Source organism: Azospirillum baldaniorum, from assembly GCF_003119195.2.
GTDB classification, from domain to species: domain Bacteria; phylum Pseudomonadota; class Alphaproteobacteria; order Azospirillales; family Azospirillaceae; genus Azospirillum; species Azospirillum baldaniorum.
In genome coordinates this window covers 421,726-439,923 of the sequence record NZ_CP022253.1, presented here as the reverse complement: position 1 = coordinate 439,923, position 18,198 = coordinate 421,726, and the positions used below count along the sequence as shown (strand labels likewise).

The window sequence follows — 18,198 nt, the reverse complement described above, 5'->3', positions numbered from 1 at the left end:
GTGACGCCTCCGGAACAATCCTTTGAACTGTCCGGATTGGGAGCCGTTCCATCCGGACATGGAAAAACAATGGGCCCCCGCCTTGCGGCGGAGGCCCGAACTTTGTCTTACGAAATTGAACCCTTTGCCGGATCCGCAGCCATTGGATGCGCCCGCGTCAGGAGCGCGAACGTCAGCTGCGCAGGCTGCCGCCCGTGGCCTTGGCGACCGCGGCGACGATCTTCTGGCCGATGGCCTCGATCTCCGGCTCGGTCAGGGTCCGCTCGGTCGGCTGGAGCGTGACGGAGAGCGCGACGGACTTCTTGCCCTCCTCCAGGTTGGTGCCCTGGTAGACGTCGAAGACGGTCACGTCCTTGACCAGCGCCTTGTCGGCGCCCTTGGCGGCGCGGATCAGCTTGTCGGCCTCCACGTCCTTGCCGACGACGAAGGCGAAGTCGCGCTCCAGCGGCTGGAAGGGCGAGAGCTGGACCAGCGGACGCGCCGTGCCGCCCTTCTTCTTGGGCAGCGGGACGGCGTCCAGGAACACCTCGAAGCCGACCACCGGACCCTTGACGCCCAGCGTGCCGAGCACGGTCGGGTGGATTTCGCCGAAGCGGGCCATCACCGTCGGGCCGAGGCGCAGCACGCCCGAGCGGCCGGGATGGTACCAGCCCGGCGCGTCGGTGGTGACCTGCAGGTTGGTCACCGGCGCGCCGGCGGCCTCCAGGACGGCCATGGCGTCGGCCTTGGCGTCGTAGGCATCGACGCCGCGGGCCTTCTCCGCCCAGTGGCGCGGCACCGCGTTGCCGGCGCGGATGCCGGCGGCCACGATGTCCTGCCCGTCCGGCGACGGCTTGCGGAAAGCCGGGCCGACCTCGAACAGGCCGACGTCGGCGTAGCCGCGGTCGGCGTTGCGCCCGGCGGCCTGGATCAGGTTGCCGAGAATGGACGGGCGCATCACGTCGAGGTCGGCGCTGATCGGGTTGACCAGCGTCAGCCCCTCGCCAACCCCGCCGAACAGCTCGGCCACCGGACCGGCCATGAAGGACCAGGTGACGGCTTCGGACAGGCCGCGGACGGCCAGCGTGCGCTTGGTCAGCCCGACGCGGCGCTGTTTGGTAGTCAGGGCCGGACGGGTCAGCACGCTGTCGCGCGGCAGCGGGGTTGCCGGGATGGCGTCGAAGCCGTGGATGCGCAGCACCTCCTCCACCAGATCGGCCTCGCCGTGGATGTCGGCGCGCCAGGAGGGCGGAACGACGCGCAGGGTGCCGTCCACATCCTCGCCGACGATCTCGCAGCCGAGGTCGATCAGGATGCGGGTCTGCTCGTCGCGCGGCACCTCAACGCCGCCCAGGGCGGCCACTCGGCCCGGACGCAGCGTCAGGGTGCGGCGCCACTGCGGCTCCTCACCGGCGATCACGAGGTCGGAGGCCTCGCCGCCGCAGATCTCCAGGATCAGGCGGGTGGCGCGCTCCATCCCCGAGACGACCACCGCCGGATCGACGCCGCGCTCCAGCCGGTAGCGGGCGTCCGACTCGATGCCCAGCTTGCGGCCGGTCTGCGCCGTGCGCACGGTGTCGAAGATCGCCGCTTCCAGGAAGACGTTGACCGTCGTCTCGGTGCAGCCCGACGCCTCGCCGCCGATGATGCCGCCCAGCGCCTCGGCCCGCTCATGATCGGCGATGACCGTCATGCCCGGGTCGAGCGGGTATTCCTTGCCGTTCAGCGCCGCCAGCGTCTCGCCCTCGCGGGCCATGCGGACGACGATGCCACCCTTCACCTTGTCGGCGTCGAAGGCGTGCAGCGGGCGCGACAGGTCGAAGGTGATGAAGTTGGTGATGTCGACCAGCGCCGAGATCGGGCGCAGGCCGATGGCGACCAGCTTGTCGTGCAGCCACTTGGGCGACGGGCCGTTCTTCACGCCGCGGAAATAGCGGCCGACATACATCGGGCAGGCGTCCGGCGCCTCGATGGTCACGCCGAGCGGACTCGGGAAGGCGCCCTTCACCGGCTCCGCCGCCAGCGGCTTCAGCGTGCCCAGCCCGGCGGCGGCGAGGTCGCGGGCGATGCCGCGCACCCCGGCGCAGTCGGCGCGGTCGGGCGTCAGGCTGATGTCGATGACCGGGTCGCCCAGGCCGGCATAGTCGGCGTAGGCGACGCCGACCGGCGCGTCGTCCGGCAGCTCGATGATGCCGTTGTGCTCCTCCGACAGCTTCAGCTCGCGCTCGGAGCACATCATGCCGTTCGACTCGACGCCGCGGATGACGCCCTTCTTCAGCGTGATGTCGGAGCCGGGGATGTAGGCTCCCTCCGGCGCGAAGACGCCCTTCAGGCCGGCGCGCGCGTTGGGCGCGCCGCAGACGACCTGGAGCTTCTCGGTGCCGGTGTCGACGACCAGGACGCGCAGCTTGTCGGCGTCCGGGTGCTTCTCGGCGGAGACGACGTGGGCGACGCGGAAGGGCTTCAGCTCTTTCGAGCGGTCCTCCACCCCTTCGACCTCCAGGCCGAGGGCGGTCAGCTTCTCCACGATCTGGTCGAGCGTGGCGTCGGTCTCCAGATGGTCCTTCAGCCAGGACAGCGTGAACTTCATGGGTCCGGCTCCTTTAGCGCGTCAGGCCCTGGGCCATGCTGGGAACGTCGAGCGGCACGAAGCCGTAATGCTTCAGCCAGCGGAGGTCGGCTTCGAAGAAGGTGCGCAGGTCGGGGATGCCGTACTTCAGCATCGCCACGCGCTCGATCCCCATGCCGAAGGCAAAGCCCTGGTACTTGGTGCTGTCGATGCCGCAGGCCTCCAGCACGTTGGGGTGCACCATGCCGCAGCCCAGGATCTCCAGCCAGTCGCCGTAGTTGCCGAGCTTCAGCTCGCCGCCCTTGCGGGAGCAGCCGATGTCCACCTCCGCCGACGGTTCGGTGAAGGGGAAGAAGCTGGGGCGGAAGCGCAGCGGCAGGTCGTCCACGTCGAAGAAGGCGCGGCAGAACTCGATCAGGCAGCCCTTCAGGTGCCCCATGTGGGTCGCCTCGTCGATGACCAGCCCCTCGATCTGGTGGAACATCGGGGTGTGGGTCATGTCGTAGTCGGACCGGTAGGTGCGGCCCGGCGCGATGATGCGGATCGGCGGCTTCTTGTTCAGCATGGTGCGGACCTGCACCGGGCTGGTGTGGGTGCGCAGCAGCATCTTCTTGTCGCCGGCATCCGGCAGATAGAAGGTGTCGTGCATGTCGCGGGCGGGGTGGCCCGGCGGGAAGTTCAGGGCGGTGAAGTTGTGGAAGTCGTCCTCGACGTCCGGCCCCTCGGCGACGCTGAAGCCCATCTCGGCGAAGATCGCCACCATCTCGTCGATGGTCTGGCTGATCGGGTGGATGCGCCCCTCGGTCTCCGGACGGACCGGCAGGGTGACGTCGATGCGCTCGGCCTGGAGGCGGGCCTCCAGATGGGCGCGGGCGAGGTCGGCCTTGCGGCCGTCGATGGCGGCGGCGATCTCGTCCTTCAGCGCGTTGAGCTGCTGGCCGCGCTCGCGCCGTTCGTCGGGCGACAGCCCGCCCAGCTCCTTCATGAAGCCGGTGATGCGCCCCTTCTTGCCGAGCGCGGTGACCCGCACCTCTTCGAGGGCCGCGAGGTCGCCAGCGGCGTTGACCTGCGACAGGAGTTCGTCTTTCAGCGCATCGAGCATGTCATTTCCCGCGAGCCATAAGGAAGTGCGAGCGTAAAGAAAAAGGGAGCCGGCCCAGAGGCACGGCTCCCTTCTTTCGTGTCCGGCGCCGGACCGGGGTTTCCGCTTGCGCGGCGAACCCTTTAGGCGGCGGCCTTGGAGGCGAGAGCGGCCTGGGCCTGATCGACGATGGCCTTGAAGGCCTCCGGCTCACGGGCGGCCAGATCCGACAGGACCTTGCGGTCGATCTCGATGCCGGCCAGCTTGATGCCGTTGATGAAGCGCGAGTAGGTCAGGCCGTACTGGCGGACACCGGCGTTGATGCGCTGGATCCACAGGCCGCGGAAATCGCGCTTCTTGTTGCGGCGGTCGCGATACGCGTATTGAAGGGCCTTTTCGACCTTCTCGATCGCGATGCGGAAGTTCTTGGAGTTGCGACCCCGGTAGCCCTTGGCGAGCTTCAGGATCTTGCGGTGACGGGCGTGCGTGGTGACGCCGCGCTTAACACGAGCCATGGTTCAGATTCCCTTACGATATCAAGCGTTGCGCAGCCAGTTCTTCAGCACGATCTTCTGGTCCGGCTCGGCCAGGGTCATCATGCCGCGCGCATTGCGCTTCATATTCGGGCTCTTCTGCTCCAGGCAGTGGCGCTTGAAGGCCGCCTGGGCGCGCACCTTACCGGACGCGGTCACCTTGAAGCGCTTCTTGGCGCCGCTCTTCGTCTTCAGCTTGGGCATTTTCAATCCTTGCGTTGGATGTTCCCGACTGACGGTTGGGCATGCCCTGGGTCTCGGACCCGGCCTCGCCGCCCGTTGGAGCGCAGGGTTATACGCGCGGCCACGCCGCAACGCAAGGGGGAGCGAATGCGGGAGAGGCATGAGGGGGGCCGGCGTGCCCCCTCCCCTGCCGGTACTTCCTACCGATACTCCTTGAACCGCTCCGTCGCCTGGACCAGGGCGGCGCGGATGCCCGGCTCCATGGCGGAATGGCCGGCGTCGGGCACCACGCGGTAATCGGCTTCCGGCCAGGCGCGGCGCAGCTCGTCGGCGCTGGTGATGGGGCAGACGATGTCGTAGCGGCCCTGGACGATCGCCCCCGGCAGATGCCGGATGCGGTGCACGTCGCGCAGCAGCCTGTCCTCCGGGGTGAAGCGGTTGGAGCGGAAGTAATGCGCCTCAATGCGGGCGAGGCCCAGAGCGTGGGTGTCCTCCGCGCTCGTCGCGATCAGCTCCGGAGAGGGCAGCAGCGAGGAGCAGGACCCCTCATACAGGCTCCACACCCGCGCCGCCGCCATGCGGGTCGCCGCGTCCGGCGCGTTGAGCCGCCGCCAATAGGCCTCCAGCAGGTCGCCGCGCTCCTCCGGCGGGATGTGGCCGGCGAAGGTGGCCCAGGCCTCCGGGAAGATCGTGCGCATGGAGTAGAGGAACCAGTCGATCTCCGTCTTCCGCATCAGGAAGATGCCGCGCAGGATCAGCCCCAGGCAGCGCTCCGGATGGGTCTGCCCGTAGGCCAGCGCCAGCGTCGATCCCCAGCTTCCGCCGAACAGCAGCCAGCGCTCGATCCCCAGATGGCGGCGCAGCCGTTCGGCGTCCTCCACCAGCAGCTCGGTCGTGTTGCGCCGGACCTCGCCCAGCGGGGTGGAGCGGCCCGCCCCGCGCTGGTCCATCACGACAATGCGGTAATGGCCGGGATCGAAGAAGCGCCGGTGCGTCGGCGAGGCGCCCGCCCCCGGCCCCCCGTGCAGGAACAGCACCGGCACGCCGCGCGGGTTTCCCGACTGCTCCCAATAGAGCGTGTGGATCTCGTCCACGGGCAGGAAGCCGGTCTGGTAGGGGTCGATGGGCGGGAAAAGCTCGCTGCGGGGCATGAAGAGGTCCTGTCAGTCCGGGCCGAATGGGAGCAAGTGTAGGACGCCCGTCCGCCGTCCGCCACAGGCTCACTCCTCCTCGTCGTCGGAAAGGTCCGGCGGCGGAGTGGACGGGTGGGGCGTCTCCCGGAGGGACGATGCCGCCCCGTCCAGCCGCTCGATCTGCTCGGGGTGGGTCGCCTCGATCAGCGGGCCGGCGCGCAGGCCCACCCAGCCGCGCACCCGGACGACCCGGCCTTCGTAGGACAGCGGGTCGATGCCGGCGGCCACGAACTCGCGCAGCACAGCCCGCCCGATGTGCACCGTGACGTCGGTCCGCCAGTCCTCGCCGAAATCCAGATAAGCGTCGCCGCCGGCCTTGCTCACCCGCAGCACCCGCCCCTCGACGATCTGGAAGCTGTCGCGGTCCCGGCGCAGCGCGTCGGGGTCGGCGGGCCGCACGGCGTAGGCGCGGGTCCGCCAGATGCCGCGCTCGGCCGCCCGCGCGCCGGCCTCCGCCGCCAGCATCTCGCGGGCCAGGGCGCGGGCGTCGGGCCGGGTGTGCACGCGGGCGAGGCCGCGCGCCAGCAGCTCGCCCTGGAGCCACAGCCCATCGCCGCGCACCAGTTGGGCCAGCAGGCGCCCGTGCCGGTCGGTCCGCGCCTCCCCCCGCACGCTCAGGCGCTGCCCGACGGCCAGTTCCGCCAGCGCCTGCCGCGCCGCTTCGGCCAGCGGCCAGCTCTGGCCCGGCTCCGCCCCCATGGGCGGGGCGGCGGGCTCGATGCCGGCCAGACGCAGGCTGCGCCCGTCCTCCAGCAGCAAGGTGGCGCCGTCGGTCACCGCGGCGACGCGCAGCTCCGGCGGCCCGGCGGTGTTCGCCAGCAGCAGCAGGGCGGACAGCATCAGCGAGAGAATGCGGCGCGGCATGGCGGGCGTAGGGATGGAGCCGTGGAACAGGCGGGCCGGACGGGGAGTTTGATCTCTGCAAGCCCCCATCCGATATGACGACTCATGACGCCCGAACCGACGACCGAACGCAAGCCGTCTTCCCTGTTTCCGCCAAGGCAATCGGCCGATCCAGCCCTCTCCCCTCTGGGGAGAGGGTGGCCCGGAGGGCCGGTGAGGGGGTTGCGCATGGCGGTAGGTCCGGCAAAAGCGCAACCCCCTCACCCTAACCCTCTCCCCAGAGGGGAGAGGGGATTTCGAACGCAATCACCCTCCCCGTCCCCGCTGCGCCGGATCGCCGCCGCGGGGCTGGCCGTCCTGCTGCTCACCTCGGCCTGTGCCCCGGCCAACGCCCAGCTCCTCGGCGGCAGCGAGGAGTCGATCGGCGCGCAGGAGCATCCCAAGATCCTCGCCCAGTATGGCGGGGCCTACCCCGACCAGCGGCTGCAGGCCTACATCACCGGCATCGGCAACCGGCTGGCCGCCCAGACCGACCGCTCCGGCCCCTGGACCTTCACCGTGCTGGACAGCGACGTGGTCAACGCCTTCGCCCTGCCGGGCGGCTACGTCTACATCACCCGCGGTCTGCTGGCCCTCGCCAAGGACGAGGCGGAGGTGGCGAGCGTGCTGGGGCACGAGATCGGCCACGTCATCGCCCACCATGGCCAGGAACGGCAGACCAACCAGACCATCGCCGGGCTGCTCGCCGCCGGCATCGGCCTCGTGCTGGGCAGCCCGGAGCTGGCGCAGATCGCCAACATCGGCGGCACCGCCCTGCTCGCCCGCTACTCGCGCGGCCAGGAGTCGGAGGCCGACCGGCTGGGCATCGAGTATCTCCACCGCGCCGGCTACGACCCCTTCGCCATGGCGACCTTCCTGGAGACCATGCGCCGCGACACCCAATATTCCGGCCTGCGCTCCGGCAAGGGTGCCGGGGAGGGCGGCTTCGACTTCTTCGCCACCCACCCGCAGACCGCGTCGCGCGTCGACGAGGCGGCGGCCATCGCCCGCGAGCTGCCCCGCGGGGCGCGGCCCGTCGACCCCTACATGACGGCGATGGATGGGGTGATCTACGGCGACAGCCCGGAGAACGGCTTCGTCCGCGGCCGGACCTTCGCCCACCCGCAGTTGGGCATCGCCTTCGACGTGCCACAAGGCTACAGCTTGCTCAACGGGGCGCAGCAGGTGATCGCCAAGGGTCCCAACGGCGGGGCCATCGTCTTCGACGGCGGCAAGGCGCCGGGGGCGCGCGACCCCGCCGCCTATCTGACCGGAACCTGGGCGCAGGGGGCGCCGTTGCGCGACCTGCAATCCTTCACCGTCAACGGCATGCCTGCGGCCACCGCGCTGACCCAGGGCAAGACCGACGCCGGGGCGGTGGACGTGCGGCTGGTCGCCATACGCGCCGACTCCGGCACGCTGTACCGCTTCACCTTCCTGGCTCCCGGCGGCGCGCTGTCGCGCTTCGACGCCGATTTCCGCCAGACCGCCGTCAGCTTCCGCCGGCTGACCCAGCAGGAGGGCGCGTCCTACCAGCCCCGGCGCATCCGCGTGCAGACCGCCCGCCCCGGCGACAGCGTGGAGAGCTTCGTCCGCCAGATGCCGCGGGAACCCTACGCGGAGGAGTTGTTCCGGATCATCAACGATCTTCCGCCGGGCACTCCCATCCAGCCCGGACATCCGGTGAAGATCATCACCGGCTGACGACCCCCCGGTTGACGGCGGGGTGACCGTTACAGGACGCGGCGCGATGGCCGATTGCCGATGGACGCGTGCGTCCTGTAGGCTCCGCGCCATGGCTGACCACCCCACCAAACGGCGTTTTCTGCGAACCGGCTTGCGCGTCTCCGGACCAAAGGAGGCCGTGCGCAAGAAGGGTGGTCCGCGCCGGACGCGCCCGCCCGCGCTGGGACGCCCGCGCCTGCGCCTGCCCATCGCGGCGGTGCTGGTGGCCGGCTTCGGGTCGCTGATGCTGCTGGCGGTGGCCAGCGTTCTGGTCCTCGGCCTCGTCAGCGCCAGCCGCAACACCTTCGCCCTGCTGAACGACCGCGCCGACCTCGCTTTGTCGGGGGTGGAGGTGCGCATCCGCAACCAGCTCAACCCCGCGCGGGACATGGCCCGTTTCGTGGCCGGACTGATGGAGCGGGGGGAGCTGGACCCGGCCGATTCCCGCTCTCTCCAGGACACGCTGCGCGGCGCGCTGGCCGGAGCGCCGGACGTGACGGGCATCGCCTTCTTCCACCCCGACCGCACCGGCCTGCGCGCCGACCGGCTGGGCAACCAGCTCCACATCGGGCGGGAGGATCTGCGCCACGAGCCGGAGCTGGGGCCGGAGCTGCGCAACGGCGCCGACCGCACCACCGCCGTCTGGGCCGACCCGCTGTGGTCGAAGGAGGCGGGGACCAGCTTCGTCACCCTGTTCCAGCCGGTGCGGCGCAACGGCACCTATCTGGGGCAGGTGGTCGTCGGGGTGTCGCTGGGCGACCTGTCGCGCTTCCTGTCCACGCTCTATGTGGAGCAGGGGCTGAACGCCTTCGTCCTGTTCGACCGGCAGCACGTTCTGGCCCACCCGTCGCTGGCCGGCATGAAGTTCGACTTCTCCACCAAGACCGACGGCCCGCCCCTGCCGCGCATCGATCAGGTGGCCGACCCGGCGCTGGCGGCGCTCTGGCAGACCGGCCAGCCGGTGGACGCCCTGAAGAAGCGGGTGGAGGGCCGGATGGTCAACGTGCTGGACGAGGATTACCTGTTCCTGATGCGCAGCATGGCCGGCTACGGCCAGCAGGACTGGACCATCGGCATCAGCTTCCGCGCCAACGAGGCCAGCGCCGAGGTCCGCCGCCTCTACACCACCGGCCTCGCCGGGCTGGGCATCCTGCTGATCTCGGTGGCGGTGGCGCTGATCGTCGGGCGGCGCATCAGCACCCAGGTGGCCCATCTGGCCGAAGCGGCCGACCATGTCCGGACCTTCGACTTCCGCGCGATCGAGGAGCTTCCCGATTCGCGCCTGCGCGAACTGGCCCGCGCAAACAGCGCCTTCAACGCCATGGTCGCCGGCCTGCGCTGGTTCGAGACCTATGTGCCGAAGGCCCTGGTGCTGCGGCTGATGCACCGCCGCGGCGGCCTGACCAGCTTCCAGTCGGAGGAGCGGGAGGTGACGGTGATGTTCACCGACATCCGTGGCTTCTCCCGCATGGCCGAGCATATGGGCGCCGCCGACACCGCCGCCCTGCTCAACGAGCATTTCACTCTGCTCGCCAACTGCATCGAGGCGGAGGGCGGCACCGTGGACAAGTTCATCGGCGACGCCATCATGGCCTTCTGGGGGGCGCCGGAGGAACAGCCGGACCACGCCGCCCGCGCGCTGCGCGCCGCCCACGCCATCACCCGCGCCGTGCGCGAAGGCAACCGCCGCCGCGCGGCGGAAGGGCTGCCGGCGATCCGCGTGCGCATCGGCCTGCATTCCGGGCCGGTGGTGGTGGGCAACATCGGATCGGCAAGCCGGATCAACTACACGATCGTCGGCGACACCGTGAACGTCGCCGCCCGCATCGAGGAGCTGGCCTCCGCCCTGCAGGGGGACGAGGAGGTCATCGTCCTGTCGAGCGCCGCCACCGCCTTCCAGGGCGACGGCGCCGCCCCGCTGGACTGCGTCGGCGACCGAACGCTGCGCGGCCGCACCGGCACCACCGAGGTGTGGCGGGTCACTTTGGATGGCGATGGCGGGGGCGATGGCGCGGGGGCGGTGCGGGAGGAAGAGAAGGCGTAGGCGGGCTTGCCCCCACCCCGGCCCTCCCCCGCTTCGCAGGGGAGGGAGATGATCGCGAAGCGGCGGTCGTCCCCTCCCCCGCCCAGCGGGGGAGGGTTAGGGTGGGGGCAAGCGGCGTCTACGCGTCCGCCAGCAGATCCCCGAACCCTTCCACCCGCTTCAGCATCGACTGGCGCAGCTTCAGCAGGGCGCGGTGTTCGAGCTGGCGCACCCGCTCCTTGCTCACCCCCAGTTCGCGGCCCAGCTGTTCCAGGGTCGCGCCCTCCTCGCGCAGGCGGCGTTCCTGGATGATGGTGCGTTCGCGCGGGCTGAGTTCGCCCAGCGCCTCGGCCAGCCATTGCGAGCGGGTCCGGCTGTCGCGCATGCCGATCACCACCTCCTCCGGCGACGGACGCTGGTCGGCCAGGAAATCCTGCCAGTCCTCGTCGGAGCCGTCGGCGACCGGGGAATTCAGCGACTGATCGGAGGCGGACAGCCGCATCTCCATCGCCTCCACCTCGGTTACGTCGACCTGGAGTTCGCCGGCGATCCACTCCCGCCCTTCCTTGGTCAGGCCGTTGCCGGAGCCGGTGCCGCCCTGGGTGATGCTCTCGATGCGGGCGCGCAGGCGGCGCAGGTTGAAGAACAGCGACTTCTGCGCGGCGGTGGTGCCGGTGCGGACGATGGACCAGTTGCGCAGGATGTAGTCCTGCATGGCCGAGCGGATCCACCAAGCCGCGTAGGTGGAAAAGCGCACCTCGCGGTCCGGTTCGAAGCGGCTGGCCGCCTGCATCAGCCCGACATTGCCCTCCTGAACGAGGTCGCCCATGGGCAGGCCGTAGTTGCGGAACCGCGCGGCGGTCGCCACCACCAGCCGGGTGTAGGCGCGGACCAGTTCATGAAGGGCCCGTTCGTCACCGCCCTCGCGCCATTTGCGGGCGAGATCGAATTCGTGATCGCGCGTCAGCAGAGGCTCACGCATGGAAGCCTTGATGAAACTCAGATTCGCGCGCTGAGTCTCGGGATCGTCGATGTAGGCCATACGTCCCTTCCTTCCCGTCTGGGCGGCCGCGTTTCAGGCTGCTCGTGCCCTGTGCTGCGGAGTCCGAAGGGACAGGCCCCCTCAGGTCCAATGATCCGTCGGTCCGTCACGGCCGGTTCGCCGTGGGATGCCGACGGTTGGGACAACAGCCGTTCCCCTCGCCCTGTTGCACGTCATACGCAGCACAAGACGTTTCGGATCATCCGCACCGGAAGGGATTCGGTGGCGGAGGCCGAGGGGATGGGTAAGACGGTTAGGAAAAAGGGAGATGGGTCAGACCTGGAACAGGTCCAGGATCTCACCCGAAGGCGACAGGCATCCACAAACGAGGTGCCCACCCAACCCGCAATTGCCGTCCAGGGTCGCCACGCGGTCGGTCACCGCGACGCCCTTGCGGGCCGGATCGTAGCCCCGCACGACGCGGGCGAAACCGCCGTAAGGCTCTGACATCTGGGCGAAACCGGGCGCGCCCCACCAGAAGGCGTCGCCCTGGTGGTTCAGCGGGCGGCGGATGTCCACGCCGGCGCTGACCAGCAGCACGCCGCCCTCCCCGCTCTCCGGACCGGTGCAGTAGGCGGCGCGGCGCAGGGTGTTGAACACATTTTCGTGACCGGGCTGAGCGTGCATCGCCTGACGCAGCCCCTGGGTCCAGCGGCCGAGCGTCATGGTGCCGCCGCGGGCCGCCGCCATGCCCTGCTCCACCGTGCCGCCATAGGCGGCCAGCGTGGCACCGGCGCCGTGGCGGGTCATCCAGTCGAGCACCTGCTGCGGGTCGGGCGCGAACTGGAGCTGGAGCAGCTTGTGCCACATCTCCTCCTGCGCGCCGCGCAGATAGACGATGTCGCCGGCCTCCATGCCCCGCCAGCTCAGCAGCCAGGTGCGGAAGGCCAGCAGCGCGTCCACCGTCTCCAGCACCCGTTCGCCCCAGCCGACCATGTTGCCGAGATAGACGAGCCGGTCGCCGGGCAGGAAGCGCGCCGCGATCACCTCGTGCACGGCGTGGAGATGGTCCGTCTGCGCGTGGATCGAGCCGACGGCCCAGATGCGCCGCGGGTTTCGGAGATCGATGAATTTCTGCGCTTCAGACATGCCGGAGACGCTCACCCCATCCAGCGGTCACGGACCGGCCCAGAACAGGCCGGGGGCGGGAGTGTAGGCGCCGCGCAGGCCCGGCGAAAGACGAAAACTTAAGACAAAGGCGCGGCCAAAGCGCCGCGCCTTCATCGTCAACATCACTGTCCGGAAAACAGTTCCCTCTCCCGTCCCGGGAGAGGGAGGGACCCGCCGCGAAGCGGTGGGAGGGTGAGGGTACCGCCAAGGATAAGCACCCCGATCCTCGTGCGCCCCTCACCCGCCTGCTTCGCAGGCACCCTCTCCCGGGGCGGGAGAGGGTTTTCATAAAGTCAGGCGGCCTTCTTGAGGACCAGTTCCAGCCGCTCGGTGGCCTTGGTCTCGTCGATCTTCTCGACGGCGGCCAGCTCGCGGGCCAGACGCTCCAGGGCGGCCTGATAGATCTGGCGCTCGCTGTAGGACTGGTCGGACTGGTCGGCGCCGCGGTACAGGTCGCGCACGACCTCCGCGATGGCCACCGGGTCGCCCGAGTTGATCTTGGCCTCATACTCCTGGGCGCGGCGGCTCCACATCGTGCGGCGGACGCGCGAACGGCCCTGCAGCGTCTCCAGGGCGACCTTGATGCGGTCCTTCGTGCTGAGGCGGCGCAGGCCGGCGGCCTTGGCCTTGCCGACCGGAACCTTGAGCGTCATGCGCTCTTTTTCGAACGTGATCGCGTAGAGCTGAACATCCATGCCAGCGATGCTGTGGGTCTCGATTCCCTCGACCCGACCGACGCCATGGGCCGGGTAGACGACGAAGTCACCGGCCTCGAAGTCAAGCTTGTTCGACATTTGGGTTGGCTCTCACTTCTCGCGATCGCGCCATTTTGCCGCCCCGGTGGAGGGGGCGAAAAAGGCCCGGTGACAACGACACACCGTGGGGATGGGGTCCTCCACGCCGCGCACTGTTGCACTGAGCCCTTGGTCGATGGGAATTCCGGCAATGACGCTGAGGCCGGCTCCGGGCGCGTATTATAGCGATGTTACGGCCGGGTTACAAAGGCTACGCGCGGGCAGCCGTCCGGATTCTGACGTTGCCCGCCGATGGCCGACCTGTCGTTTTTGCATGGCGGCAAAAGAATGCCATGCGCCGCAATAGTCCCGACTCCGCTTAGCCGCCGGCCTTCGGAGAGAAGAACTTGTCGAACTTGCCGTCCACGCCCTTCATGGCGTCGGCGTCGGGCAGCGCGTCCTTCTTGCGGGTCAGGTTGGGCCACTGCGCCGCGTAGTCGCGGTTCAGCTCCATCCACTTCTCCGCGCGGCCGTCGGTGTCCGGCACGATGGCCTCGGCCGGGCATTCCGGCTCGCACACGCCGCAGTCGATGCACTCATCCGGGTGGATGACCAGCATGTTCTCGCCCTCGTAGAAGCAGTCCACGGGGCAGACCTCGACGCAATCGGTGTACTTGCACTTGATGCAGTCTTCCGTCACGACGTAGGGCATGATTCGTTCTCCGCTGTTCTCGCCAGTTCCGGCGGTGTTCACGCGCCGGGGTTCGAGTCGCATCGATGGACGCTTCGACTGACGTGCTCGCGCGTGGGCGCGGCCGAGGGCATGAATGGACCATGGCCCGACCGCGGCGCTTGCCTAGCACGCCGCCCGAGACGGGATCAACCCCGCCGGTTGTGTGGGCGCAAGCGACGCAGCCCCACCCTCCATATTCCCCTCCGCGACCGCCTCCAGGAAGGTGCGCAGGGCCACCGTCTCCATGGAATCCACCCGCCGGACGAAACGGGTGGGCATGCGGGCCAGTTCCGGCGGCAGCGGGCGGGCGGTGAACAGGCCGCGCCAGGGCTCCCGCTCCACCACGACGCGGGGCAGGACGGTGACGCCCATGCCGGCGCCGACGCAGCCCAGGATGGCCTCCAGCGCCCCGAACTCCATCACCCGGTAGGGAACCCGCCCGGCCTCGCGCATCGCCGTCTCGGCCCGCGCCCGGTAGGCGCAGCCGCGCCGGAAGGCCAGCAGGGTGTTCCGCCCGGACTCGCTGGTGATGCCGCTGGCCGGTTCGACCAGCACCAGCTCCTCCTCGAAGACGGGCTGGCTGACCAGTTCGGGGTGCTCCACCGCCCCGGAGACGAAGGCGCCGTCGATGCGTCCGGCCAGCACCTCCCCCAGCATGGTTTCGGTGGGGCCGGGGACGATGGTCAGGTCGACGTCCGGATTCTCCGCGTGGAAGCGGGCGAGGATCGGCGGCAGCCGCACGGCGGCGGTGGTCTCCATGGTGCCCACGGATAGCCGCCCGCCCCGCCCGGCCGCGTCGGCCACGGCGTCGCGCGCCTGGGCGACGAGGCGGAGCACGCGGTCGGCGTAGTCGGCCAGCACCCGCCCGGCCGGCGTCGGCGCCATGCCGCGGCTGAGCCGGAGGAACAGCGGCACGCCGAGATCCTCCTCCAGCCGCTTCAGCCGGGCCGTCACGTTGGACTGGACGCAGTTCAGCGTCTCCGCCGCCCGGCTGACGCTGCCGGTGTCCGCCACCGCCTTCACCACCCGCAGGCCCGCGAGGTCCATCGCCACCCTCCCCGATCCGCACGCTTCCCATCACTCACAGTGAAGCATAGCATCGAAACAAATCATTAGAAATGAGGGTTCCGTCGCGCGAGGATGGACCCACACGAAAAAAGAACCTGCGGGAGGAAGCCATGGTCCGGGTGCTGATCGGCGGCGTGCTGGTGCTGGTCATCTCCATGGGGGTGGGGCGCTTCGCCTTCACGCCGATCCTGCCGGCGATGCAGGCGGCGACCGGGCTGGGCACCGACGCCGCGGGGCTGCTCGCCTCGCTGAACTATCTCGGCTATTTCCTGGGGGCGCTGGGCGTCGGGCTGGTGCCGCAGGGCGCGGCGCGCACCGCCGTCTTCCGCACCGCGCTGATCGCCAGCGTCACCTCCACCGCCGGCATGGGCTTCACCGAGGGCATGGCGGCGTGGGCCGTGCTGCGCTTCGTCTCCGGGCTGGCCAGCGCCGGCCTGTTCATCCTGGGCATCGCCATGACGCTGGACGCGCTGGCCCGCGCCGGGCGCGAGTCCTGGACCGGCTGGCTCTACACCGGCGTCGGCCTCGGCATCGCGTCGAGCGGCCTGTTCGTCGCCGTGATGGGCGACCGGCTGGGCTGGCGCGGCGACTGGCTGTGGCTGGGGCTGGCCTGCCTGGGCTTCGGCACCCTGTCCTGGCTGTGGGTGAGCGATGCGCCGCGCGCGCCCGGCCACATGGCCGCCGCGCGGCCCACACCCGCGCCCTCCCTCCGTCCCTCCGCCCCCATGGTCCTGCTGACGCTGGCCTATTTCCTGGAAGGCGCCGGCTACATCGTCACCGGCACCTTCCTGGTCGCCATCCTGAAGACCATGCCGGAGACGGCGCCGCTCGGCGCCGCGGCCTGGATGGTCACCGGCTTGGCAGCCATGCCGTCGGGCATCGTCTGGGCGGCGGCGGGGCGGCGGCTCGGCCTCTGGCGGGCGCTGATCCTCGCCCATGTCGTGCAGACGGTGGGCATCCTGCTGCCGATCACCGGGTCCCCCGCGGCGGCCCTGCTGTCGGCGGTGCTGTTCGGCGGGACCTTCGTCGGCATCGTCACCCTGTCCTTCACGCTGGGGCGCCACCTGTCGGGCGGAGCGTCTGCCCGCGTCATCGGCGCGCTGACCGCGGTCTACGGGTTGGGGCAGATCATCGGGCCGGTGCCGGCCGGGCTGGTGGTGGCGCGCACCGGCAGCTTCGATTCCGCCCTGCTGGGGGCCGCCGCGGCGGTGCTGGCCGGCGCGCTCCTCCTCGCCGCCGGGGCCTGGATGGCCGGGCGCCGCGACCCCGCCGCGGTTGCCCTGGGCGCCGGGCGCGGGTAGCCTGCCCCCATGTTCGATCCGCTGCACCCCGAGGACTCCCGCCGCCACGCCCCCGCGACGGAGCGCAACCGCGCCCCCATCCTGGAGGTGCTGCGCCGCGTCCTGCCGACGCAAGGCCTGGTGCTGGAGATCGCGAGCGGCACCGGCCAGCACGCCGTCGCCTTCGCCGAGGCGCTGCCCGGCGTGACGTGGCAGCCGAGCGACCCCGATCCGGACCTGCGGGACAGCGTCCGCTCTTGGGCTGCCGCGGCGGCGCTGCCCAATCTGCGGGACCCGCTGGACCTCGACGCCGCCGCGCCCGACTGGCCGGTCCGCAGCGCCGACGCGGTGGTCTGCATCAACATGATCCACATCGCCCCGTGGGAGGCGGCGCTCGGCCTGTTCGCCGGGGCCGCCCGCCTTCTGCCGGTGGGCGGGCCGCTGCTGCTTTACGGCCCCTTCACGCGCGGCGGGCGGCACAGCGCGCCCAGCAACGCGGCCTTCGACGCCGACCTGAAGGCCCGCAACCCCGCCTGGGGCGTGCGCGACCTCGACGCGGTGGAGCGTGCCGCCACCGGCTTCACCCTCGCCGAGCTGGTGGAGATGCCCGCCAACAACCTGACCGTCGTCCTCCGGCGCAACTGACCCCCGACCGATCCTCCATCCGGACCACCCCATCCGAGGTGCGGTCTTCTGCCGCAGTTTCGCACCCGCGAGATTTGCTATTGTTTCCCTGCAGCGCTTGAGTTTGTAAACAAATTACAAATTGGGGGAAATGATGAAGCGGAAGCTGGTTCCGGACGTGGTGAAGTCGCAGGAACTCATCCTGGTGACGGAGGACACCTCCGTCCTGACCGTGTCGAAGCTGATGGCGGAGAAGAACATCGGCGCCGTTCTGGTGGTGAACCACGGCGACCTCGTCGGCATCGTCACCGAGCGCGACCTGAACAACAAGGTGCTCTCCACCCAGATCGACGCCTTCGAGACCGAGGTGTCGGCGATCATGACCCGCAACCCGGACACCCTGCCGCCGGACGCGGACGCCATCGAGGCGCTGACCCTGATGCAGTCGAAGCACTACCGCCACCTGCCGATCACCCAGGGCAAGCGCGCGGTCGGCATCGTCTCGATCCGCGACCTGTTCAAGCTCGCCTACGAGCATCTGGTGGAGGAGGTGGAGTTCCGCGACAGTCTGATGCGGACCTGATCTCCGGAAAGCGAGCGGGCCGCCCCCGCGAAGGGGCGGCCCGTCGAGCACGTCTTCCGGGAGGCCGGAGCGTCAGTGCGCTTCGGCCTTCTTCCGTTTGCGGCGGGCGGCGGCCATCAGGTTCAGCGCCTCGACCAGCGTCGAGAAGGCGATGGCGAAGTACAGGTAGCCCTTCGGGATGTGGAAGCCGAAGCCGTCGGCGATCAGCGCAACGCCGACCAGCAGCAGGAAGGACAGGGCCAGCATCTTCACGGTGACATGGCGGTTCACGAAGTCGCCCACCGGGCGGGCGGCGAACAGCATCACCGCCATGGCGATGACGACGGCGGTGACCATCACCGGCAGGTCGTTGGACATGCCGACCGCGGTGATCACGCTGTCCAGCGAGAAGACGATGTCGAGCACGATGATCTGCCCGACCACCGCGCCGAAGCTGGCGAGCTTGGGGGCGGCGCTGTCCTCCTCGTGGCCTTCCACGGTGTTGTGGATCTCGATGGTGCCCTTGGCCAGCAGGAACAGGCCGCCGCCGAGCAGGATCAGGTCGCGGCCCGAGAAGCCCATGCCGAGCACGGTGATCAGCGGTTCCGTCAGGGTCGCCACCCAGGAGATGGAGGCGAGCAGCGCGAGCCGCATGATCAGCGCCAGCGCCAGACCGAGCTGCCGGGCCTTCTGCTGCTGGTGGACCGGCAGCTTGGCCGCCATGATCGAAATGAAGATGATGTTGTCGATGCCGAGCACGATCTCCAACGCGGTGAGCGTCAGGAGGCTGGCCCAGACCTGCGGGTCGGAGAACAGTTCGAGCATGAGGGCGGCGGGCTCCGAAAAAGTCGGCCGTTGCGGGATTATTTTGCGCAGA

Annotated in this window: 17 protein-coding genes; 5 read left to right on the top strand and 12 right to left on the bottom strand. The window is 69.9% G+C overall.

From position 1 onward, the window contains the following. Positions 1-172 precede the first annotated feature (172 nt). The 6 genes from pheT to Sp245p_RS01990 all read right to left on the bottom strand — a co-directional run bounded on the left by pheT (position 173) and on the right by Sp245p_RS01990 (position 6,402). Positions 173-2,569 (bottom strand): phenylalanine--tRNA ligase subunit beta, encoded by a 2,397-nt coding sequence (gene pheT, locus Sp245p_RS02015; RefSeq protein ID WP_109138334.1) that lies wholly within the window; start codon positions 2,567-2,569, stop codon positions 173-175. A 13-nt stretch (positions 2,570-2,582) separates the two neighbouring features. Beyond that, complete coding sequence (gene pheS / locus Sp245p_RS02010) at positions 2,583-3,650, bottom strand: phenylalanine--tRNA ligase subunit alpha (RefSeq protein ID WP_014238728.1); 1,068 nt, start codon at positions 3,648-3,650, stop codon at positions 2,583-2,585. A gap of 122 nt (positions 3,651-3,772) precedes the next feature. Continuing rightward, complete coding sequence (rplT, locus tag Sp245p_RS02005; RefSeq protein ID WP_014238729.1) at positions 3,773-4,144, bottom strand: 50S ribosomal protein L20; 372 nt, start codon at positions 4,142-4,144, stop codon at positions 3,773-3,775. Positions 4,145-4,165: 21 nt separating this feature from the next. Continuing rightward, a complete protein-coding gene (gene rpmI, locus Sp245p_RS02000; protein ID WP_014238730.1) occupies positions 4,166-4,366 on the bottom strand; it encodes a 50S ribosomal protein L35 in 201 nt (66 codons plus the stop codon). 179 nt (positions 4,367-4,545) lie between these two features. Further along, the gene (gene pip / locus Sp245p_RS01995) at positions 4,546-5,496 is read right to left on the bottom strand and encodes a prolyl aminopeptidase (RefSeq protein WP_014238731.1); all 951 of its coding nucleotides are present in this window, start codon (positions 5,494-5,496) and stop codon (positions 4,546-4,548) included. 69 nt (positions 5,497-5,565) lie between these two features. Continuing rightward, positions 5,566-6,402, bottom strand: a complete 837-nt coding sequence (locus Sp245p_RS01990) for a thermonuclease family protein (RefSeq protein ID WP_014238732.1) — start codon at positions 6,400-6,402, stop codon at positions 5,566-5,568. Positions 6,403-6,609: 207 nt separating this feature from the next. Here Sp245p_RS01990 and Sp245p_RS01985 point away from each other — a divergent pair, with 207 nt between their 5' ends. Next, complete coding sequence (locus Sp245p_RS01985; RefSeq protein WP_014238733.1) at positions 6,610-8,124, top strand: M48 family metalloprotease; 1,515 nt, start codon at positions 6,610-6,612, stop codon at positions 8,122-8,124. 160 nt (positions 8,125-8,284) lie between these two features. Further along, the gene (locus Sp245p_RS01980) at positions 8,285-10,189 is read left to right on the top strand and encodes an adenylate/guanylate cyclase domain-containing protein (protein WP_244439333.1); all 1,905 of its coding nucleotides are present in this window, start codon (positions 8,285-8,287) and stop codon (positions 10,187-10,189) included. Between the two features lie 118 nt (positions 10,190-10,307). On the opposite strand, the gene Sp245p_RS01975 is transcribed toward Sp245p_RS01980, so the two are convergent. The 5 genes from Sp245p_RS01975 to Sp245p_RS01955 form a co-directional block, all read right to left on the bottom strand. Continuing rightward, entirely contained in the window at positions 10,308-11,210 is a 903-nt protein-coding gene (locus Sp245p_RS01975) for an RNA polymerase factor sigma-32 (RefSeq protein WP_014238735.1), read from the bottom strand. Between the two features lie 273 nt (positions 11,211-11,483). Beyond that, positions 11,484-12,299 (bottom strand): hypothetical protein, encoded by an 816-nt coding sequence (locus Sp245p_RS01970; protein WP_014238738.1) that lies wholly within the window; start codon positions 12,297-12,299, stop codon positions 11,484-11,486. 314 nt (positions 12,300-12,613) lie between these two features. Next, positions 12,614-13,114 carry a CarD family transcriptional regulator gene (locus Sp245p_RS01965; protein WP_014238739.1) on the bottom strand — a complete coding sequence of 167 codons (501 nt, stop codon included), beginning with the start codon at positions 13,112-13,114 and terminating at the stop codon, positions 12,614-12,616. A 319-nt stretch (positions 13,115-13,433) separates the two neighbouring features. Continuing rightward, positions 13,434-13,766 carry a ferredoxin FdxA gene (fdxA, locus tag Sp245p_RS01960; RefSeq protein WP_014238741.1) on the bottom strand — a complete coding sequence of 111 codons (333 nt, stop codon included), beginning with the start codon at positions 13,764-13,766 and terminating at the stop codon, positions 13,434-13,436. A gap of 144 nt (positions 13,767-13,910) precedes the next feature. Further along, a complete protein-coding gene (locus tag Sp245p_RS01955) occupies positions 13,911-14,834 on the bottom strand; it encodes a LysR family transcriptional regulator (protein ID WP_038530383.1) in 924 nt (307 codons plus the stop codon). Between the two features lie 131 nt (positions 14,835-14,965). On the opposite strand from Sp245p_RS01955, the gene Sp245p_RS01950 reads away from it, so the two are divergent. From Sp245p_RS01950 to Sp245p_RS01940, 3 genes are all read left to right on the top strand, one after another. Then, positions 14,966-16,156: a YbfB/YjiJ family MFS transporter gene (locus Sp245p_RS01950; protein ID WP_014238742.1), complete on the top strand. Its 1,191-nt coding sequence runs from the start codon at positions 14,966-14,968 to the stop codon at positions 16,154-16,156. Positions 16,157-16,165: 9 nt separating this feature from the next. Continuing rightward, positions 16,166-16,780, top strand: a complete 615-nt coding sequence (locus tag Sp245p_RS01945) for a DUF938 domain-containing protein (protein WP_014238743.1) — start codon at positions 16,166-16,168, stop codon at positions 16,778-16,780. A 130-nt stretch (positions 16,781-16,910) separates the two neighbouring features. Then, positions 16,911-17,342, top strand: coding sequence for a CBS domain-containing protein (locus Sp245p_RS01940; protein ID WP_103039917.1), 432 nt, complete (start codon positions 16,911-16,913; stop codon positions 17,340-17,342). 72 nt (positions 17,343-17,414) lie between these two features. Here Sp245p_RS01940 and Sp245p_RS01935 read toward each other — a convergent pair whose 3' ends face one another. Continuing rightward, positions 17,415-18,146, bottom strand: coding sequence for a TerC family protein (locus Sp245p_RS01935; RefSeq protein ID WP_014238745.1), 732 nt, complete (start codon positions 18,144-18,146; stop codon positions 17,415-17,417). Positions 18,147-18,198 lie beyond the last annotated feature (52 nt).

Coding starts and splice junctions, on each gene's coding strand:
- pheT (WP_109138334.1), bottom strand. CDS start 2,569: ATGAAGTTCACGCTGTCCTGGCTGAAGGACCATCTGGAGACCGACGCC.
- pheS (WP_014238728.1), bottom strand. CDS start 3,650: ATGCTCGATGCGCTGAAAGACGAACTCCTGTCGCAGGTCAACGCCGCT.
- rplT (WP_014238729.1), bottom strand. CDS start 4,144: ATGGCTCGTGTTAAGCGCGGCGTCACCACGCACGCCCGTCACCGCAAG.
- rpmI (WP_014238730.1), bottom strand. CDS start 4,366: ATGCCCAAGCTGAAGACGAAGAGCGGCGCCAAGAAGCGCTTCAAGGTG.
- pip (WP_014238731.1), bottom strand. CDS start 5,496: ATGCCCCGCAGCGAGCTTTTCCCGCCCATCGACCCCTACCAGACCGGC.
- Sp245p_RS01990 (WP_014238732.1), bottom strand. CDS start 6,402: ATGCCGCGCCGCATTCTCTCGCTGATGCTGTCCGCCCTGCTGCTGCTG.
- Sp245p_RS01985 (WP_014238733.1), top strand. CDS start 6,610: ATGGCGGTAGGTCCGGCAAAAGCGCAACCCCCTCACCCTAACCCTCTC.
- Sp245p_RS01975 (WP_014238735.1), bottom strand. CDS start 11,210: ATGGCCTACATCGACGATCCCGAGACTCAGCGCGCGAATCTGAGTTTC.
- Sp245p_RS01970 (WP_014238738.1), bottom strand. CDS start 12,299: ATGTCTGAAGCGCAGAAATTCATCGATCTCCGAAACCCGCGGCGCATC.
- Sp245p_RS01965 (WP_014238739.1), bottom strand. CDS start 13,114: ATGTCGAACAAGCTTGACTTCGAGGCCGGTGACTTCGTCGTCTACCCG.
- fdxA (WP_014238741.1), bottom strand. CDS start 13,766: ATGCCCTACGTCGTGACGGAAGACTGCATCAAGTGCAAGTACACCGAT.
- Sp245p_RS01955 (WP_038530383.1), bottom strand. CDS start 14,834: ATGGACCTCGCGGGCCTGCGGGTGGTGAAGGCGGTGGCGGACACCGGC.
- Sp245p_RS01950 (WP_014238742.1), top strand. CDS start 14,966: ATGGTCCGGGTGCTGATCGGCGGCGTGCTGGTGCTGGTCATCTCCATG.
- Sp245p_RS01945 (WP_014238743.1), top strand. CDS start 16,166: ATGTTCGATCCGCTGCACCCCGAGGACTCCCGCCGCCACGCCCCCGCG.
- Sp245p_RS01940 (WP_103039917.1), top strand. CDS start 16,911: ATGATGAAGCGGAAGCTGGTTCCGGACGTGGTGAAGTCGCAGGAACTC.
- Sp245p_RS01935 (WP_014238745.1), bottom strand. CDS start 18,146: ATGCTCGAACTGTTCTCCGACCCGCAGGTCTGGGCCAGCCTCCTGACG.